The sequence below is a fragment of the Herpetosiphon giganteus genome (genome assembly GCF_016907925.1).
GTDB lineage: Bacteria > Chloroflexota > Chloroflexia > Chloroflexales > Herpetosiphonaceae > Herpetosiphon > Herpetosiphon giganteus.
Genome location: NZ_JAFBCZ010000001.1, coordinates 340871 through 357503, shown reverse-complemented (window position 1 = coordinate 357503; position 16633 = coordinate 340871). Strand labels below are relative to the sequence as shown.

The 16633-nt window shown below is 52.2% G+C and carries 14 protein-coding genes; 4 read left to right on the top strand and 10 right to left on the bottom strand.

Annotated elements, in window-relative coordinates:
• Positions 1-57: 57 nt before the first annotated feature.
• The 5 genes from JOD20_RS01550 to nifS all read right to left on the bottom strand — a co-directional run bounded on the left by JOD20_RS01550 (position 58) and on the right by nifS (position 6315).
• Positions 58-1431 (bottom strand): hypothetical protein, encoded by a 1374-nt coding sequence (locus JOD20_RS01550; RefSeq protein ID WP_204753581.1) that lies wholly within the window; start codon positions 1429-1431, stop codon positions 58-60.
• Positions 1432-1502: 71 nt separating this feature from the next.
• Positions 1503-2498: an ATP-grasp domain-containing protein gene (locus tag JOD20_RS01545; protein ID WP_083469970.1), complete on the bottom strand. Its 996-nt coding sequence runs from the start codon at positions 2496-2498 to the stop codon at positions 1503-1505.
• A 175-nt stretch (positions 2499-2673) separates the two neighbouring features.
• Positions 2674-3045: a helix-turn-helix domain-containing protein gene (locus JOD20_RS01540; protein ID WP_054535662.1), complete on the bottom strand. Its 372-nt coding sequence runs from the start codon at positions 3043-3045 to the stop codon at positions 2674-2676.
• 342 nt (positions 3046-3387) lie between these two features.
• On the bottom strand, positions 3388-4845 hold the full coding sequence (locus JOD20_RS01535; protein ID WP_204753580.1) for a trigger factor: 1458 nt from the start codon (positions 4843-4845) through the stop codon (positions 3388-3390).
• Between the two features lie 273 nt (positions 4846-5118).
• Positions 5119-6315: a cysteine desulfurase NifS gene (nifS, locus tag JOD20_RS01530; protein ID WP_204753579.1), complete on the bottom strand. Its 1197-nt coding sequence runs from the start codon at positions 6313-6315 to the stop codon at positions 5119-5121.
• Between the two features lie 236 nt (positions 6316-6551).
• On the opposite strand from nifS, the gene JOD20_RS01525 reads away from it, so the two are divergent.
• From JOD20_RS01525 to pnp, 4 genes are all read left to right on the top strand, one after another.
• A complete protein-coding gene (locus JOD20_RS01525) occupies positions 6552-7583 on the top strand; it encodes an NAD(P)H-dependent glycerol-3-phosphate dehydrogenase (protein ID WP_204753578.1) in 1032 nt (343 codons plus the stop codon).
• A gap of 15 nt (positions 7584-7598) precedes the next feature.
• A complete protein-coding gene (locus tag JOD20_RS01520) occupies positions 7599-8045 on the top strand; it encodes a GNAT family N-acetyltransferase (protein ID WP_204753577.1) in 447 nt (148 codons plus the stop codon).
• Positions 8046-8516: 471 nt separating this feature from the next.
• Positions 8517-8789, top strand: coding sequence for a 30S ribosomal protein S15 (gene rpsO, locus JOD20_RS01515; RefSeq protein ID WP_054535666.1), 273 nt, complete (start codon positions 8517-8519; stop codon positions 8787-8789).
• A gap of 248 nt (positions 8790-9037) precedes the next feature.
• The gene (pnp, locus tag JOD20_RS01510; RefSeq protein WP_054535951.1) at positions 9038-11395 is read left to right on the top strand and encodes a polyribonucleotide nucleotidyltransferase; all 2358 of its coding nucleotides are present in this window, start codon (positions 9038-9040) and stop codon (positions 11393-11395) included.
• A 260-nt stretch (positions 11396-11655) separates the two neighbouring features.
• Here the strand turns inward: pnp and JOD20_RS01505 are convergent, their stop codons facing one another.
• From JOD20_RS01505 to JOD20_RS01485, 5 genes are all read right to left on the bottom strand, one after another.
• Positions 11656-12465: an AAA family ATPase gene (locus JOD20_RS01505; protein ID WP_204753576.1), complete on the bottom strand. Its 810-nt coding sequence runs from the start codon at positions 12463-12465 to the stop codon at positions 11656-11658.
• A gap of 3 nt (positions 12466-12468) precedes the next feature.
• On the bottom strand, positions 12469-13647 hold the full coding sequence (gene xseA, locus JOD20_RS01500; protein WP_204753575.1) for an exodeoxyribonuclease VII large subunit: 1179 nt from the start codon (positions 13645-13647) through the stop codon (positions 12469-12471).
• 239 nt (positions 13648-13886) lie between these two features.
• The gene (gene accB, locus JOD20_RS01495) at positions 13887-14354 is read right to left on the bottom strand and encodes an acetyl-CoA carboxylase biotin carboxyl carrier protein (protein WP_204753574.1); all 468 of its coding nucleotides are present in this window, start codon (positions 14352-14354) and stop codon (positions 13887-13889) included.
• Positions 14355-14453: 99 nt separating this feature from the next.
• On the bottom strand, positions 14454-15011 hold the full coding sequence (gene efp / locus JOD20_RS01490; RefSeq protein ID WP_054535670.1) for an elongation factor P: 558 nt from the start codon (positions 15009-15011) through the stop codon (positions 14454-14456).
• A gap of 33 nt (positions 15012-15044) precedes the next feature.
• On the bottom strand, positions 15045-16130 hold the full coding sequence (locus JOD20_RS01485) for a M24 family metallopeptidase (protein ID WP_204753573.1): 1086 nt from the start codon (positions 16128-16130) through the stop codon (positions 15045-15047).
• Positions 16131-16633: the final 503 nt, after the last annotated feature.

Sequence of the window (16633 nt, the reverse complement as noted above, 5' to 3'; positions counted from 1 at the left end):
TGGTGGGTTGCTACCTGTGGTAATGCCCATTAGGATAGTTGATGTTTTGGTGCTTGTCTACGCTGAGATTTCGCCTTGCTTCGCGACCTGAAAGGTTGGGGTGGTCGAGCCGCCGCCGGCGGTCACATTCAACAAGGTCACGGTCGACAAGCGCGTCAAACAACCTTGAACTTCGGTGCCAAATAAAAATGGATCGGTATCAACCAAGCGCTGGCTAATCTGCAATTGGCCATCAACCATGGCTGGATAATCTTCGTAGGCGATGACCACCCGCTCTTGCACCACAAATGGCTCAGTTAACGCTTGCTCAACTGCCGCATCCCAGGCTTCGGCCTCGGTTTCCCAGCCAATCGTAATGCCATGGCCGCCGTAATCGTCGTTGGGTTTGAGCAGCAGCCGATCGCGGTTTTGCTTGATAAATTCAAGCAATTCAACCTCGTTGCCAGCATAATCGGTGCGTCCCGCTGCGACCCGCCGCGTCCATGGAATGTGCTGGGCAAGCTGTTGCTGGGTGGCTTGGCTAATGCCCGCTGCACTAGTAATTGCTGGATCTGAGAGTAAGCCGAAGATCATTTTTTTGTGCAGCAATTTGGCGCGGAAGTTATTGGCCAAGCAAATCGCCCCATCGCGATAGGCCTGAGTTAATGGATGCTCGAAGGCTTCGTTGCCCAAGCGCTGCAAAAACTCAGTGGTCAACAAGCGTTTATACACAAAGTTAACTGGCGTATCATTGGCATACAGCGTGCCAGCGTGATAGCGCAATTCTTCTGGCGCACAAATCACAGTGTTCAAGCCATGCTCGCCAAAGTATTGCTGGAATAGTTGAAACTCAGAGAGCGTTGGCAAGCCATGCCAATCGACAATCGCAATCTGTGGCTCGTCATTGCCGCCCCATTCGCGATAAATTGCCAAAAATGTTTCCAACAAGCGCTGGCGGGCTGGCAAACTGGCAACCTGATAGTGGCGCTGAAACTCCTGCATAATTGGCAATTGCTCAAACACCTGCGAAAGAATATCTTCGTAGGCGATGGCGGCAGGGCTTTCGGCGTTATACTCAACAAATTGGAACGAGCTGCTATCGCTGGTCAAAAATGAATCTAGCCGCGACGAAACGCTCAACTCGCGGTAGCCAGGCTCATAGCTAATTAAGCGTTGTTCCCCCTCGGTCAAGGCCAGCAGATCAAGCACCGCAGGCGTGCGCAGTGCATACTCAACCACGCTGCGGGCTGCTTCGGCGACCAATTGCGAAACCGAGCTAATTAAGCCCGATTGCTCAACGCTGAGAAAATGCGGGCGCAAAACATTGCACAACGGACGCGTGCCAAAAAAAAGATTTTCTTGCTGTTGCAGGCTGGTCAATCGTTCTTGGGAAGCGCGCGCGAGATCGGGCGTGAGGAGGGCGTGATAATCACGAATCGCTTGCTCTAACATAGGCCGCTCCATCAATCGCAGCAACGAGCATAGCCAACGTAGCGGCTATGCTCGCGCTTGCTTAACCATTCTTATTCACTGGTTGTGGTTGAACGAGCTTTGGGTTTGCTACTCGCGGTGAGCAACGAGTTCCATTGATAGGTGACTTTGGATTGTTTGCGTTTGCCTAAGGCATAATCAATACACATATCGGCCATGGCGTTGACCACCCACGGGAAGTAGTGGTCGGTCAGCGAATTAATATCCATATCGGGTGCCGGATTGGTAAAATCGATCGCATAGGCAATGCCATCTTTAATCGCAAACTCAACCGTGTTCATATCGTAGCCAAGCGCTTCGTTGAGCTTGCGCGCTCCATCCAAGACCTGTTGGCCCTCTTCGGGGGTGAGAAAACCTGGCTCGTGGAAGTAGCGATGGGGCCATGGCGCATTAGCATCAAACTTCATCACCATAAAATGCTCTTTGCCAATACACATCACGCGGGCATATTTTTCCCATTCGATGCATTCTTGCAGCATCATACATTCGGTGCCGGTGGTGTTGTAGGCATCGTACAACTGATCGTAGTTGTAGAGCTTGAACACCTGCTTGAAGCCACCTCCCCAAGCTGGCTTGAGAATAACCGGAAAGCCGCCGACGGCCTCGACATGCGCTTCCCACGGAATCGGGTAGATCAAATTGCGCAGCGATTCATCGACCACACCCTCGACATACGAATGTGATGGCAAGGCGATGGTGCGCGGATGCTTGACCCCGATTGCATCGGAAAGTGATGCGCCAAAAAACTTATCGTCAGCGCTCCACCAAAATGGATTATTGACGACAACCGTGCCTTGAAGCACAGCATTTTTGAGATAGGTTCGATAGTAGGGGATTTCGTGGGAGATGCGGTCAACGATTACAGCGTACTCACTCGGCTCGTTCATGGCAGTGCCGCCCAATTGCAAATATTCGGCGGTTACGCCAAGATTGCGGCGGTTGACTTCCTCGATAAATGCCGGTGGCCACGACCATTCACGCCCAACCATAACCCCAATTTTCTTATCGGCTTTTTTTGCTTTTGCCAAGCAAAACCTCCTTGTATCGGTCTAGGCTTTGAGGGAAAATCCTGTGGGTATTTGTGCGGATGCTGCTTCGTTGCGAGGCGCATCATAGCATATCAAGCGCTGCTGCGCCAAAACACCCAAGCGAGGCTTGCCTCATGCGGGGCACTTACAAGCAGATTCTTGACCATCAATTGGGTTAATTGTTGCGCTTATCATCGTTGCGATCTTGTAAATCGCGCTGAAAGAGCACAAACTCATACACTTGTTGGCGACGATCGGGGCTGAGCGTGGTAAAAATTGAAAGTAGCGCCTCTTGTTCGCGCCGCGAATCGGAGTAGATTTTGGTTTCGGACGAGGCTGCTTCGCTGATCATTTCCAAGGCGGTGGTGCGGAACACTTGGGCTACGCCTTCGACTTCGGCAATCCGCGGCGAGGTGTTGCCTGCCTCAACCGCGCTAATATACGAGCCAGAAACGCCGACTTTTGCGCCTAAGTCATTTTGGGTTAAGCGGTCGCGGGTGCGTTTGCGTTTGATAATTGCGCCAATTGCTTCACTCAAACTAGCCATGCCAATCTCCAATCTTGCTGCTAATTCGGTTGCGATTCCTTTGCATTGTACAAGAAAACCACCGCAAAAGGCAGCAGCCAGAAGAACAGAGAGCATAGAACATAGAACATAGGAATTGTAGTATTGATCCACGAAGGGCACGAAGCGCACGAAGGATGGAACCGCGAAGGACGCGAAGAGCGCGAAGTGTACGCAGGCTATTGGTTATAGGCTATAGGCTATAGGCTATAGGCTTTTGATTTTTGCCTTCTGCCTTCTGACTTTTGACTTTTCATCCTTCATCCTTCAAACAAAATCCCCCTCGCCCAATTGCTTGGACAAGGGGGCTGGGTGCGAGCGAGATTAAGCGGCGCTGCTGCCGGTTGCCAATTCGACCAAGCGATCTTGCAATTTCTTGTCGAGCAACGAGCCAGCAACTTGCGAGCGCAACTCTTTTTCGAGCCGGCGGCGGGTTGGGCCACGTTGCGCATCAGGGAAATCGTTCAAGATGCGTTCGATTTCGGCGTTAACTTCGCTATCATCGACGCTCAAGCCTTCGGCTTCAACGATTTTGCGCACAACCAACGACGATTTCAGGCTTTCTTCGCCACGGGGCAACAATTCTTGGACTGCTTCGTCGTGGGTTTTGCCAACGATTTGCAGATATTGCTCCATGTTGATGCCATAGCGAGCCAACGATTCAACTTGCTCGTGGAGCAATTCGTGGGCGCGATCTGCCACCAAAGCATCGGGCACATCGAAGGTGGTTGCAGCAACAACTTCTTCGAGGTACTTGTTCAAGACGTTGCGGCGATGGTGTTCGCTTGAATTTTTGACCAAGCGATCCATCAGGTCGGCCTTGTAGGCATCCAAGTCGCCTTCGAATTCTTCCAACGCTGGAACTTCTTCCCAAGCTGGCAATTGGCGATTTTGAATTTCGCTGACGGTTACTTTGAACACAACATCTTTATCTGCAACGCGGGCATCTGGATGATCGGCTGGCAGGTGGGCGCTAATTTCGCGGGTTTCACCAGCTTTGATGCCTTTCAAGCCTGCATAAAGTTCTGGCACGATGCGACGTTCTTCCATGATTAAGGTCGTTGGTTCACCTTCATCGTCGTCGTCATCGTCATCGTCGTCATCATCGTCGTCGTCATCATCGTCGTCGTCGTCATCATCGTCATCTTCTTCGTCGTCGTCATCATCGTCATCATCATCTTCTTCGTCGTCATCATCATCGTCATCATCGTCATCATCGTCATCATCGTCATCGTCGGCATCGAGTTTGTGCAATGGCACGCCATCGACCAAGGTTTGGACGGTAGCGGTCAATTGATCGCCTTCGCCTGCTTCTGGCTCTCCTTCGGGAGCGCTCAACACGACGTGTTTTTCACGAGCTTGATCCAACGCCACTTCCAAGGTTGCATCGGTCACTGGTTCTTCGGTCAAATCAACCGTGATTGCCTTGTAATCGGGCAAGTTCACTTCTGGCTCGACGGGAACCAAAATGCGGAAGCGGAATGGTTCAGCTTCGACTTTTTCCAATGAAGCTTGGGCAACTGGCGTAATTTTTTCTTGATCGAGGGCAGCGCGGAAGGCCACATTAATAATTTCGTCGGTCGCTTCTTCTAAAATCGCGGCCTTGCCGTAATAATTTTCAACGATAAAGCGAGGAGCCTTACCCTTGCGGAAGCCTGGAATCGCAACCTTGCTGGCAATCCGTTGGGCGGCTTTGTTCAACTCTTTTTCTATCGTCGCTGCGTCTGGCTCGATCTCAAGCGCAACAATGCGCTTTGGCAATTGTTCAGTTGTGACTTTCACACGATCTCCAAAGTATATGCTATTTAATCGATCTTTAACTATCGCCAACGAAGGCAGTCTAGCGTGACATTATACCAGAACATGGCTCAGCTTTGGCTAGCAATTCTGACGATGTTAATCCCCGCTCAACTACTCTTTTTAATTCCTATTTAGCACTATTGCCGACTATAAATTGCCCGTTAGGGGGTGCAGGGGGATTAAAGCCCCCTGCGTTTCCCGCCTTGAGGCGGGACGGAAGGGTGGTGAGACCCAAACCGCTCTATAAATGATTGCCTAATAGACAGTTTGCTCAGCCAAGAAATGGCGATACATTGGCGAAACCGCCCGCAAGCGCTCAACAATGGGTGGCAATAATTCCAATACGCGCTCGATTTGCTCGGCAGTGTTATCGCGGCCAAGGGTCATGCGCAGGCTGCCATGGGCGCGTTCGGCGCTAATTCCCAAAGCCATCAACACATGCGATGGGTCGAGCGAGCCGCTGGTACAGGCCGAGCCACTTGAGGCATAAATGCCCTGTTGATCAAGCAGCAGCAGCATGCTTTCGCCCTCAATAAAATCAAACGAAATATTGACATTATTCGGCAAACGCTGGGTGCGATGACCATTCAGATACACATGCGGAATTGTTGCTTCAATCCCTGAAATCAGCCGATCGCGCAGGCTGGTGATTTGGCTGACGCTTTGCGGCAGCTCATCGACCGCCAATTGCAAGGCCTTGGCCAAGCCAACAATCCCAGGCACATTTTCGGTGCCCGCTCGCAAACGTCGTTCCTGCGAGCCACCATTAATTAATGGCAGCATCGGCACGCCGCGCCGCATATACAGCGCACCAATGCCTTTTGGCCCATAAAATTTATGCGCCGTCAGGCTCAACAAATCAACATTTAACTCTTTGACATTAATTGGTTGCGCGCCGATTAATTGCACCGCATCGGTATGAAATAGCACATCGTGTTCGCGGCAGACCGCGCCCAATTCGGCAATTGGCTGAATTGTGCCAATCTCGTTGTTGGCCGCCATAATGCTGACCAAAACCGTGGTTGGGCGAATTGCAGCCCGTAAATCGGCAACTGAAACCAAGCCAGTACTATCAACTGGCAAGATGGTTATTTCAAAGCCAAAGTGTTCGAGATATTCCACCGCATGCAGCACCGCGTGATGTTCAATTGCGCTGGTGATGATGTGATTGCCTTTGCCTGCGTCACGCTGAGCAAACGCCACGCCCTTAATCGCCAGATTATCGGCCTCGGAACCGCCGCTTGTAAACACAATTTCTTTGCGTTTTGCGCCCAACAGGTTGGCGACAGTTTCGCGGGCCTCGTCTACGCCTTCGAGTGCGGCGCGGCCCAGCCGATAGATACTTGATGGATTGCCGTAGGCTGTGTTGAAATAGGGCAACATCGCCTCAACGACCCTTGGATCAGTTGCAGTCGTCGCTGCATGATCGAGATAAATTGTTTCTGGTGCCATTCCAGACCACCTTTAATGCTAATTGCAAGTTTGTCGCTGGTTTGATTTTACCGCTGTTTAACCCCAAATTGCTGTAAACGTTTCGCTACATTCAGCATGGCCACGCCAGCAGAACGCCAAAATCATGGGCTTGGAGCACAGCTTGCAATCGCTGGTTTAGATAGATTCAATGTGGGACTCGTACGACTAATGGTATGCTAAGAAGAGCTGAATCGCAATATTTGGGAGGCACGATCATGATCCAACGGCTTGACGTAGCAGTTATCGGCACAGGCAATTGGGGCACAACCTTGGCCTTGGTTTTGGCGCGTGGCGGGCGCAACGTCACGCTGTTTGGCCGCAACCAAGCGGAGGTTGAGCAACTCCAAGCTGCTGGCGAAAACAGCCGTTTTTTGCCTGGGCAGCGCTTTCCGGCCAATTTGGGCTTGGCGTTTGAGCCTGCGCTTGCAGCCCAAGCTCAGGTCATTCTGTTGGCTGTGCCTTCCAAAACGATTCGCAGCAATGCTTTGCAACTTGCGCCGCTGCTTGCCCCCGATACGATTGTGCTCAGCTGTGCCAAAGGCATCGAGACGGGCAGCCTTGAAACGATGAGCGAAGTCTTGGCCGAGGCGCTCAGCCCGCATCCACGTGGCTTGATTGGCGCACTCTCAGGGCCAAACATCGCCAACGAAATTGCCCAAGGTTTGCCTTCGACCAGCGTTGTAGCGTTAAGTGATGATCAGGCTGGTCAGCGGGCGCAGAGCTTGCTCACCACCACATTAATGCGCATCTATCGCTCAAGCGATGTGATTGGGGTGGAGCTTGGCGGCGCACTCAAAAATATTGTCGCGCTTGGGGCTGGCATTTGCGATGGCATGGGCTTGGGCGATAATGCCAAAGCGGCCTTTATCACCAGAGGTTTGGCCGAGATGACTCGCTTGGGCATGGCGCGGGGTGCGCATCCGCTGACTTTTGCTGGCTTGGCGGGCTTGGGCGATTTGATTGCTACGTGTGCCTCGCCGCATAGCCGCAATCGCCGTTTGGGTGAAGCGCTTGCTCGTGGCCAATCGCTCGAAACTGCGTTGGCCCAGCTTGGCCAAGTTGCCGAAGGCGTGAATACCACTGCCACCGCCCGCCAACTCGCCCAACACTATAATGTCGAATTACCGATCGCCGATGAATTGTATCGCGTGTTATTTGAAGGCAAATCGCCGCAACAAGCTGGGCTGGATTTAATGCAGCGCGACCCTAAAAATGAATTAGCAGGCTTGCAAGGGCTATTTGCTTAATCGAGGAGCTGAGCAATGCAAGAGTTACGATCATTTACCCAGCAACATTTGGCCGAATTAGCGCCGTTGATTGCCGCCAGCAGCGCCGAAGGCTACAGCATGGTGCAACGACTTGCCGAAGAATGGCAAAGTGGCGTCCAAACTTTTTCGCAGCCAGGTGAAGGCTTTTGGGGCATTTGGCAAGGCCAGCGTTTGCGGGCAATTGGCGGCATTAGCATCGATCCCTACCAACCGACCGCGACGATTGGCCGCATTCGCCATGTGTATGTGTTGCCTCCGTGGCGGCGGCATGGCTTGGCCAAGCAAATTGTGCTGCACAGCCTGAAGCATGCGGCTGGCCATTTTGCCAAAATTAGCTTATACACCAATAATCCAGCGGCGGCGAAGCTTTACGAGGCCTGTGGATTTGAGCCAGCTACGGGCTTCGTGCGTAGCACCCATTGCTACAACTACCAGGGTTAGCAGCAATGAGGCTTTTAGCGTGTACTGGTTCATTGGATTGGCAGCATGTGCATTCTCGCACCCCAACCTTCTTCCAAGGGTTGGTTTCCGCTGCTCACCACCAAATCTGTAGGTTCATCACTGGATGTGGTTCAAACGCGGATTGTCCTTTTAGGGGGTGCAGGGGGATTAAAGCCCCCTGCGTCTCCCGCCTTGAGGCGGGACGGAAGGGTGGTGATCAATCAATGGGCGAGAGAACGGAGTGGTTAAGGCTATAAACCTGTACCATATGGCTTTTAGCGCATTAGCATGAGCTATTTTGCTTGTGATTCTCATCCAGCTCTCATCCGAAATGTTAAATCGGCTTGACATATCGATTTGCACAGAATCGATTTTGCTGGTATACTCGCAGCTAATGTGCCGCGAATGACGTTGCACAGGGAAGGGTGGGAAAACCGGCATTCCCATGCCCAATTAACAAGGAGGCACACCGTGTCGCTGGATCAAGAAAAGTCAACCGTTATCAATAACTATAAACTGCACGAAACAGATACTGGCTCGGCAGATGTGCAAATTGCCCTTTTGACCGACCGCATCAACCAATTAATCGAGCACTTGAAATTGCACAAGCAAGATCACCACTCACGTCGTGGTTTGCTGAAGTTGGTTGGTCGTCGCCGTCGCTTGTTGGCCTACCTGAGCAAAAAAGATAATGCTCGGTTCCGCGCTGTCAGCGAACGCTTGGGTCTGCGGATCAAAGCCTAAATTGGGTAAAGTGTTTGCTTGCAAAGCATGCTAAAATACACGTCTGGGAGTACAATTGCTCCCAGACGTTTTTGTGTTGAGCCACAATAACGCCTCGCTGGCTCAATGATTGCAGTAAAGAGGCGCACTGATGGTTTTGTGGACGTTAGGAATTGGCGCGTGAACAGTGACTGGGTGTTGCTGCGCAGGCTCCAGTGCCTAACGATCCACGTTGTGAAGCACCCAAGTGGGGTGTTTGGAGGCATATTTTGACTGAACATCAAGTTCATAGTGTAACGGTGGAGCTTGCAGGTCGCCCATTGACGATTGAAGCAGGCCGCGTTGCGCAGTTGGCCAATGGCGCAGTTTTAGTTCGTTACGGCGATACGGTCTTGTTAGCAGCAGTTACTGCTTCAAATGAACCACGCGAAGGGATTGATTTCTTCCCTTTGACCGTCGATTACGAAGAAAAAATGTACGCCGCTGGTAAAATTCCAGGTTCGTTCTTCAAACGCGAAGGCCGCCCAACCGAAACCGCGATTTTGACCTCGCGTTTGACCGACCGCCCATTGCGGCCTTTGTTCCCCAAAGGCTACTACAATGATGTGCAGGTCTCGATCACCACACTTTCAACCGACCAAGTGAATGATCCAGGCCCCTTGGCGATTATTGGCGCTTCGGCAGCCTTGGTGATTTCGGATATTCCATTTGCTGGGCCAGTTGCCGCAGTGCAAATGGGCCATATCGATGGCGTTTTTGCCATCAACCCCGTGATGGGCTTGATGGAAAATAGCCGCCTCGATTTGGTTGTTTCTGGCACCAGCGAAGCAGTGATGATGGTCGAAGCTAGCGCTTACGAATTGACCGAAGCCGAAATGCTCGAAGCAGTCAAGCGCGGTCACGAAGCCATGCAATCGGTTATTCAAGCCCAGCTTGAATTGGCCGAAAAATGTGGCAAGCCCAAAAAAGAATTTGTGGCTCCGGTCGTCGATACCAGCCTGCAAGATGAAATCAAAGCTTGGATGGGCAATCGCTTCTTAGAAGCCTTGAACAACAGCGACAAAACTGCGCGCGAAGATGCAACCGATGCCCTGCGGCTTGAAGTGCTCGAAAAATTCAGTGCTGGCGCAACCGAAGAAGAATTGGCTGCTCGCGTCAAGACCGTCACCAAAGCCTACGATGGCTTGGTCAAAAATGAAGTTCGCTCTTCAATTCTTGAGCAAGGCATTCGGGTTGATGGCCGTAAGGTCAACGAAATTCGCCCAATTGCTGTTGATGTTGGGGTGTTGCCTCGCGTTCACGGCTCGGGCTTGTTTACCCGTGGCCAAACCCAAGTGCTGACGGTGGCAACCCTTGGCTCGCCTGGCGACGAACAACGCCTTGACGATTTGGGAATTGAAACCACCCGCCACTATATGCACCACTACAACTTCCCTGCCTTCTCGACTGGCGAAGCGCGGCCTTCACGTGGCCCACGTCGCCGCGATATTGGTCACGGCAAGTTGGCAGAACGGGCTTTGGTGCCAGTGTTGCCAGAAAAAGATAGCTTCCCTTACACCATGCGCTTGGTTTCGGAAGTATTGGCATCCAACGGTTCATCGTCGATGGCCTCAGTTTGTGGCTCGTCGTTGGCCTTGATGGATGCTGGGGTTCCAATCAAAGCTCCAGTTGCTGGGGTGGCAATGGGCTTGATTACTGGCAAAGAAGCTGGCCAATTCAGCGTCTTGACCGACATCCAAGGCTTGGAAGATGCCTTGGGCGATATGGACTTCAAGGTTGCTGGCACCAGTGCTGGCATCACCGCGCTGCAAATGGACATCAAAACCACGGGCATCACCTACGAAATTATGCAGCAAGCGTTTGAGCAAGCTCGCCAAGGCCGCGTGTTCATTCTCGATAAGATGAATGAAATCATCAACACGGCGCGCAATGATATTTCGCAATTTGCCCCACGGATTATCACCCTGCAAATTGAGCCATCGAAGATCGGTGCCTTGATTGGGCCTGGTGGTAAGACGATTCGCTCAATTATCGAGCAAACTGGCGCTCAAATCGATGTTGAAGACGATGGTCGCGTATTCGTGACCACGCCTGACGCTGATGGCGCACGCTTGGCTCAATCGTTGATCGAAGGCTTGACCCGCGAAGCCAAAGTTGGCGAAATCTTCACTGGTAAAGTTGTACGGATTATGCCATACGGCGCGTTCGTCAACATTTTGCCAGGCAAAGATGGCATGGTTCACGTTTCCGAGCTTGATGAAAAACGGGTCGAAAACGTCGAAGATGTGGTCAAAATTGGCGATGAATTGACCGTGATGGTGATCGATGTTGAGCCAGGCACTGGCAAATTGAGCCTTTCACGTCGCGCAATTCTCACCGGCGAAACTGCTGAACAACGCAAGAGCAGCAGCAGCAAAGGTGGCCCTCGCGGTGGTAATGGTGGCGGCGGCGACCGTGGCCCACGCCCAGGCGGCGATCGCGGCCCACGCCCTGAAGGCGGCGACCGTGGCCCACGCCCTGAAGGTGATCGCGGCCCACGCCCTGAAGGCGACCGCCCTCGTGAAGGTGGCGACCGTGGCCCACGCCCAGGTGGCAACGACCGCCGTGGTGGCGGCTTCCGCGGCTAAATCTGCTAGTTTTTGATCCACGAAGGACACGAAGAGCACGAATCTTCGCGTCCTTCGTGGTTTTTTAATGTATAGAAACATGGCTATAGGCTTTGGGCCATGGGAATGATAATCAAACAAATCTGGGCAATCTGTGGCAAAAAATAATTATTCGTGGAATTCGTGCAATTCGTGGCTTAAAAAACTATTCTTCGTGTTCTTCGCGGTTTCCGTCCTTCGTGCGCTTCGTGCTCTTCGTGGATCAAAACCAATCCCCATCGCTACAAATGACGTAAAAAGCGATCAGGCTGGTTGAGAAAATCGCGCAACAACGTCACATGCTCAATGGCGTTATATTCAATTGGTTGCAAGCCCGCTGCGCTAATTTGCAGCAACTGGGCCTTGGGATAGGCCATAATAATCGGCGAGTGGGTTACAATGACAAATTGGCTTTGTTGCTGCTCAACTGCATCGCGCATCAGCGACAACAAACTCAATTGGCGAATCGGCGCTAATGGTGCTTCCGGTTCGTCGAGCAAATATAAGCCATTGGGCACAAAGCGCGATTGAAACAAGCGCAGAAAACTCTCGCCATGCGAAGCGTGATCGAGGCCTTCGCCATAACGGTGACGCAACTCGCCGATGGTGCGCGAATGGGTTTGGCGGGCTTGAGCACGGGCCAATGGCGAAAGCGTCGTATCGGCCTCGACCTCGCGCAAGCCAGCCTCGGCCTCGATGCGCAATTGATTCAAGCGTAGTGCATAGCCAAAAAAATCTTCAGCCCGCAGGAAAAAGCCACGCCCAGAGCGCTTGCGCCAACTCAGGTGCAAATATCTCGCCAAGCGTTGGGCTGAGGTGAGGCTTTGATCCTGATCAAGATCGTAAGTTCCGACCGCGATTGAACGGGCAGCCACCGCCAAGCCTTCTAAAAAAGTCGATTTGCCAGAGCCATTATCGCCAACAATAATCGTGACTGGCGCGGTAAAATCGATTTCATGGTCAATCAAGGCCTGAATCGCTGGCACATTCAACGGAAATTGCTCACGATCATCGGCGGTTGGCGCTTTGACTTTGAGGCTGGCTAGTAACATCGCTTAATCCCTCAGTTCATCAATTGTGGCCTGAATTTGGCCGTGATGCAGTTGAATGCTGATTGTTTCGCCCACCGCAACTTGATTGCGATTGGTGATGGCGCGGCCTGCCTGCAAAACCACCGCATAGCCACGAGCCAGCGTTCGTTCAGGATTGAGTGCCACTAAACTACGCTCAGCCACTTGCACCTTCAAACGGGCCATTTCGAGCATACGTTGCATGGCGCGTTGCAAGCGCTGTTGCTGCACGGCCACATGTTCATGTCCTTGTTGCAGCCGCAATTGGGGATCGTGACGGAGCAATTGTTGTTGCTGTTGGTTGAGTTCGCTGCGCAACAATTGCAAGCGCCCTTGGAACAAACCATGCAACAAACCAACCTGATTGATCAATTCATCGCGTAATGTGGCCAGATCGGGCGTGACCAACTCGGCAGCGGCGGAAGGCGTTGGCGCGCGCAAATCGGACACAAAATCAACGATTGTTGTATCGGTTTCGTGGCCAACGCCCGTGACGACTGGCACTGGCGAGGCAAACACCGCCCGCGCCACAATCTCTTCGTTGAAGGCCCAGAGATCCTCAATTGAGCCACCACCACGGGCCACAATAATCACATCTGGCTCGAAATCGAACAGCTCATACAAGGCCTCGACAATTGATGGCGCTGCATCTTCGCCCTGCACGAGGGCTGGCGCGATAATTACTTCGGCCAAGGGAAAGCGGCGGCGCAGCACATTCAACATATCCTGCAAGGCGGCCCCAGTTGGCGAGGTGACGATGCCAATGCGTTGCGGAAAAAGTGGTAAAGGTCGTTTGCGCTCGGTTAAGCCTTCGGCTTCGAGTTGGGCTTTGAGCCGTTCGTATTGGGCTTGCAACAGGCCTTCGCCAGCAGGGGTGATGAAATCGAGGTAGAGTTGCAAGCGTCCGTTATAGAGTTCGACTTTGCCATGGCCCAAAATTGCCATGCCATCGTGGGGCAATGAACTAAGTCGTAAGGCAGTTGAGCGCCAAATAACCGCATCGATCCGCGCATCGGCTTCCTTGAGGGTTAAATACCAATGGCCCGATGAATGGCGTTTGCAATTGGAAACCTCGCCAAAGACCCAAACGTCGCTAACGACGGGATCGCTGGTGAGCACCGCATTGATATACCCACATAATTCACTGACTGAAAGTTGTTCCATGGCTTGGCCTGCTTACTGAGGATAGTAGCACAATTGTACGAGGATTTTGGCAAAAAAACAATCTTGAATAGTTTAGAAATGATGGATATCCCCTCACCCCAACCCCTCTCCCGTTCGATGGGCGAGGGGCATTACCACGGTGGGTCTACCACAATTCGTGATTAAGATGACGCTCCCCCTCGCCCGCGTCCAGTGGGAGAGGGGGCTGGGGGGTGAGGGAATGTAAATACCACAAGCTCTTAATCAAGCGGCACGATTGAAATGAGCACTTGGCCATACTCGACTGGCTGGCTATTTTCAACGTGAATGACGGCGACGCGGCCATGAATTTCGCTTTCAATTTCGTTCATCATCTTCATGGCTTCGACAATGCCGATCACGTCGCCTGGGTGAACTTCATCGCCAACTTTGACGTAGGCTGGATCTTTGGGCGATGGCGAGGCATAGAACGTTCCAACCATGGGCGAGGTAATGGGCTGGCCGATTGATGCAGCTGGAGTTTCGGCGCTGCTGGCAGCAGCAGGAGCCGCCGCTACACCGCTGGTCACCACGACTGGGGCTGCCACAGCATAGGGCGTGCGCTTGACATGAATCTTGGCATCGCCACGCTCAAGGCTCAACTCGGTAATATCGGTTTGGGTGATTAAACGGAGCAACTCACGCACATCCTCGGTGAGTAAATTATGTTCTGGCGTTTGCTCACTCATGGGCTAACATCCTCAACTACACTTTTAGAAATGGCGACGGCGCAGGGAACGTGCCCAGCGCCGTGATGATCAGCTTTAAAATACGCGGCGCAACTCCACCTAGATCCGGGTGAGGTACTTGCCGTTGGTGGTATCGACGCGAATCCGTTCGCCGACGGCGACAAATGATGGCACTTGAACCACCAAACCGGTATCGGTTGTTGCAGGCTTGCCGCCACCTGAAGCGGTATCACCTTTGTAGTTTGGCTCGGTTTCGACTACCGTCATCTCGACTGATGAAGGCAATGAAATATCCAATACTTCATCTTCATAGGTCAAGACATCGAAGGTTTCGTTTTCGCGAATGTACAATAAGGCATCTTCGAGCAAATCCACGCTGACGGGGAATTGATCGTAGGTTTCGGTGTTCATCACATAGATGTAGTTATCTTCGCGATAGAGATATTGCACATTGCGGGTTGACAAGCGAGCTACTTCGAAGCGTTCGCCAGCCATAAAGGTTTTGACGGTGGTGGCACTGGTGCGGACATTGCGTAAGGTCAGGCGCAAGAATGCCGTGCCACGACCTTGCTTGACGTGGTTGGCTTCCATCACGCGGAACAATTCACCATCAATAATGAGGGTTAGACCTTTGCGTACTTCACCTGTTGAGACCATGATACAAAAACTCCCTTTGGGTTGTAATAAATTTTAGGCTTGCTCGATCACAATAATCGGGTCAAGTGGTGACTGTGTAAGGGTTTCAACGCCATTGGCATTGAGCAAAACCAAGTTTTCGAGCCGCACGCCGCCCCAATCGGGCAAATAAATGCCTGGCTCGATGCTGAAAATTGAGCCAACTGGCAGCAAATCGTTGTGCACGCGGCTGAGCCGTGGCTCTTCGTGAATCTGCAAGCCAACCCCGTGGCCAGTGCCATGGCTGAAATATTGGCCATAGCCAGAGGCTTCGATGACATTGCGGGCGAATGCGTCAGCCTCTTTGCCGGTGGTGTTGGCCGTGATGCCGTTGGTTGCATCTTCCAGCGCGTGGCGCACAATGCCATAAATTTCGTCGAATTTGGCATCGGGCTGACCCAGCACCAAGGTGCGCGTCATATCGCCATGATAGCCAGCATACAGCGCGCCAAAATCAATCACAATCGGTTGACCTTGGCCGAGTGGCGCGTTGCCAGCGTGATAATGGGGCAAGGCACTATTCAAGCCAGCGCCCACGATAATCTCAAAGGCTAAGCCATCGCCGCCATGCTCCACGATTGCCTTGTGCAATTCCCAAGCAACTTCGCGTTCGAGCATGCTTGGGCGCAACATCGGCTTAACTGTTGCTAAGGCTTGGTCAGTAATGTTAATTGCTTGGCGCAGGGTCGCAACTTCTTCGCTGCTTTTGATGGCGCGTAATTGCTCAGTCAACGAACCAATCGCAACCAAGGTTACATCGCCAGGCAGCGCTTGGCGCAAGGCATTATAATCGGCAACGCTCAAGGTTGTTGGCTCGTAGCCCAAGCGCTTGATTGGCGCAACATAGCGGCCAACGCAGCTATCCAACGTTTCATCAAGCGTGCGCGTGATGGTTTCAAATTGGCTGGCCTCTTGCGCTGCTTGCACGGTATAGCGGCCATCGGTGATTAACAATGCCCGTTGAGCATCAATTAACAACACGCCCGCCGAACCACTAAACCCGCTCAGATACCGCCGATTTTGGCTATTGGCCACCAACAATCCATCAATTTGGGCTGCTTCAAAAAGCATCCGCAACGCTGCGAGCCGTTCTTGAGACACCGCGCACCAGCCTTTCAGCACACTACAAGCCCGCTTGGGGTTGCCAACGGGCTTTGTGTAGTATATATGCCATCAAAGATGCTTGTCAAACGTTTTTATTGTAAAGCTATGAGAGAGAACATAGAGCAAAGAACATAGAACATAGGATGTTGGGGGTCGGGGATCGGGGGCTGGGGATTGGACGATAGGCTCTTGGCTTTGGGCTATTGGCTATAGGGTATGAAAAAATCATCTGGGCTAATCTGTGACAATCTGTGGCGAAAAAATAATCATTCATGCAATTCGTGCGGTTCGTGGATCAATCCTTTAACGCAGAGGCGTAGAGAAATATGGCTATTGGCTATTGGCTTTGGGCTATGGGAAGATTTTTCGTGCAATTCGTGCAATTCGTGGATCAATCCGTTAACGCAGCGGCCCAGAGAGAAAAGATAAAGGATGAAGGATGAGGGATGAAGGATGAAATGTGGGGTATAGCAGGATAGTCCAAATAATCTGTGGCAATC

What these genes read in the sequence shown, in the direction of transcription:
- JOD20_RS01525 (WP_204753578.1), top strand. Translation starts at nt 6,552, where the DNA reads ATGATCCAACGGCTTGACGTAGCAGTTATCGGCACAGGCAATTGGGGC.
- nifS (WP_204753579.1), bottom strand. Translation starts at nt 6,315, where the DNA reads ATGGCACCAGAAACAATTTATCTCGATCATGCAGCGACGACTGCAACT.
- accB (WP_204753574.1), bottom strand. Translation starts at nt 14,354, where the DNA reads ATGAGTGAGCAAACGCCAGAACATAATTTACTCACCGAGGATGTGCGT.
- JOD20_RS01505 (WP_204753576.1), bottom strand. Translation starts at nt 12,465, where the DNA reads ATGTTACTAGCCAGCCTCAAAGTCAAAGCGCCAACCGCCGATGATCGT.
- xseA (WP_204753575.1), bottom strand. Translation starts at nt 13,647, where the DNA reads ATGGAACAACTTTCAGTCAGTGAATTATGTGGGTATATCAATGCGGTG.
- efp (WP_054535670.1), bottom strand. Translation starts at nt 15,011, where the DNA reads ATGGTCTCAACAGGTGAAGTACGCAAAGGTCTAACCCTCATTATTGAT.
- JOD20_RS01550 (WP_204753581.1), bottom strand. Translation starts at nt 1,431, where the DNA reads ATGTTAGAGCAAGCGATTCGTGATTATCACGCCCTCCTCACGCCCGAT.
- JOD20_RS01540 (WP_054535662.1), bottom strand. Translation starts at nt 3,045, where the DNA reads ATGGCTAGTTTGAGTGAAGCAATTGGCGCAATTATCAAACGCAAACGC.
- JOD20_RS01520 (WP_204753577.1), top strand. Translation starts at nt 7,599, where the DNA reads ATGCAAGAGTTACGATCATTTACCCAGCAACATTTGGCCGAATTAGCG.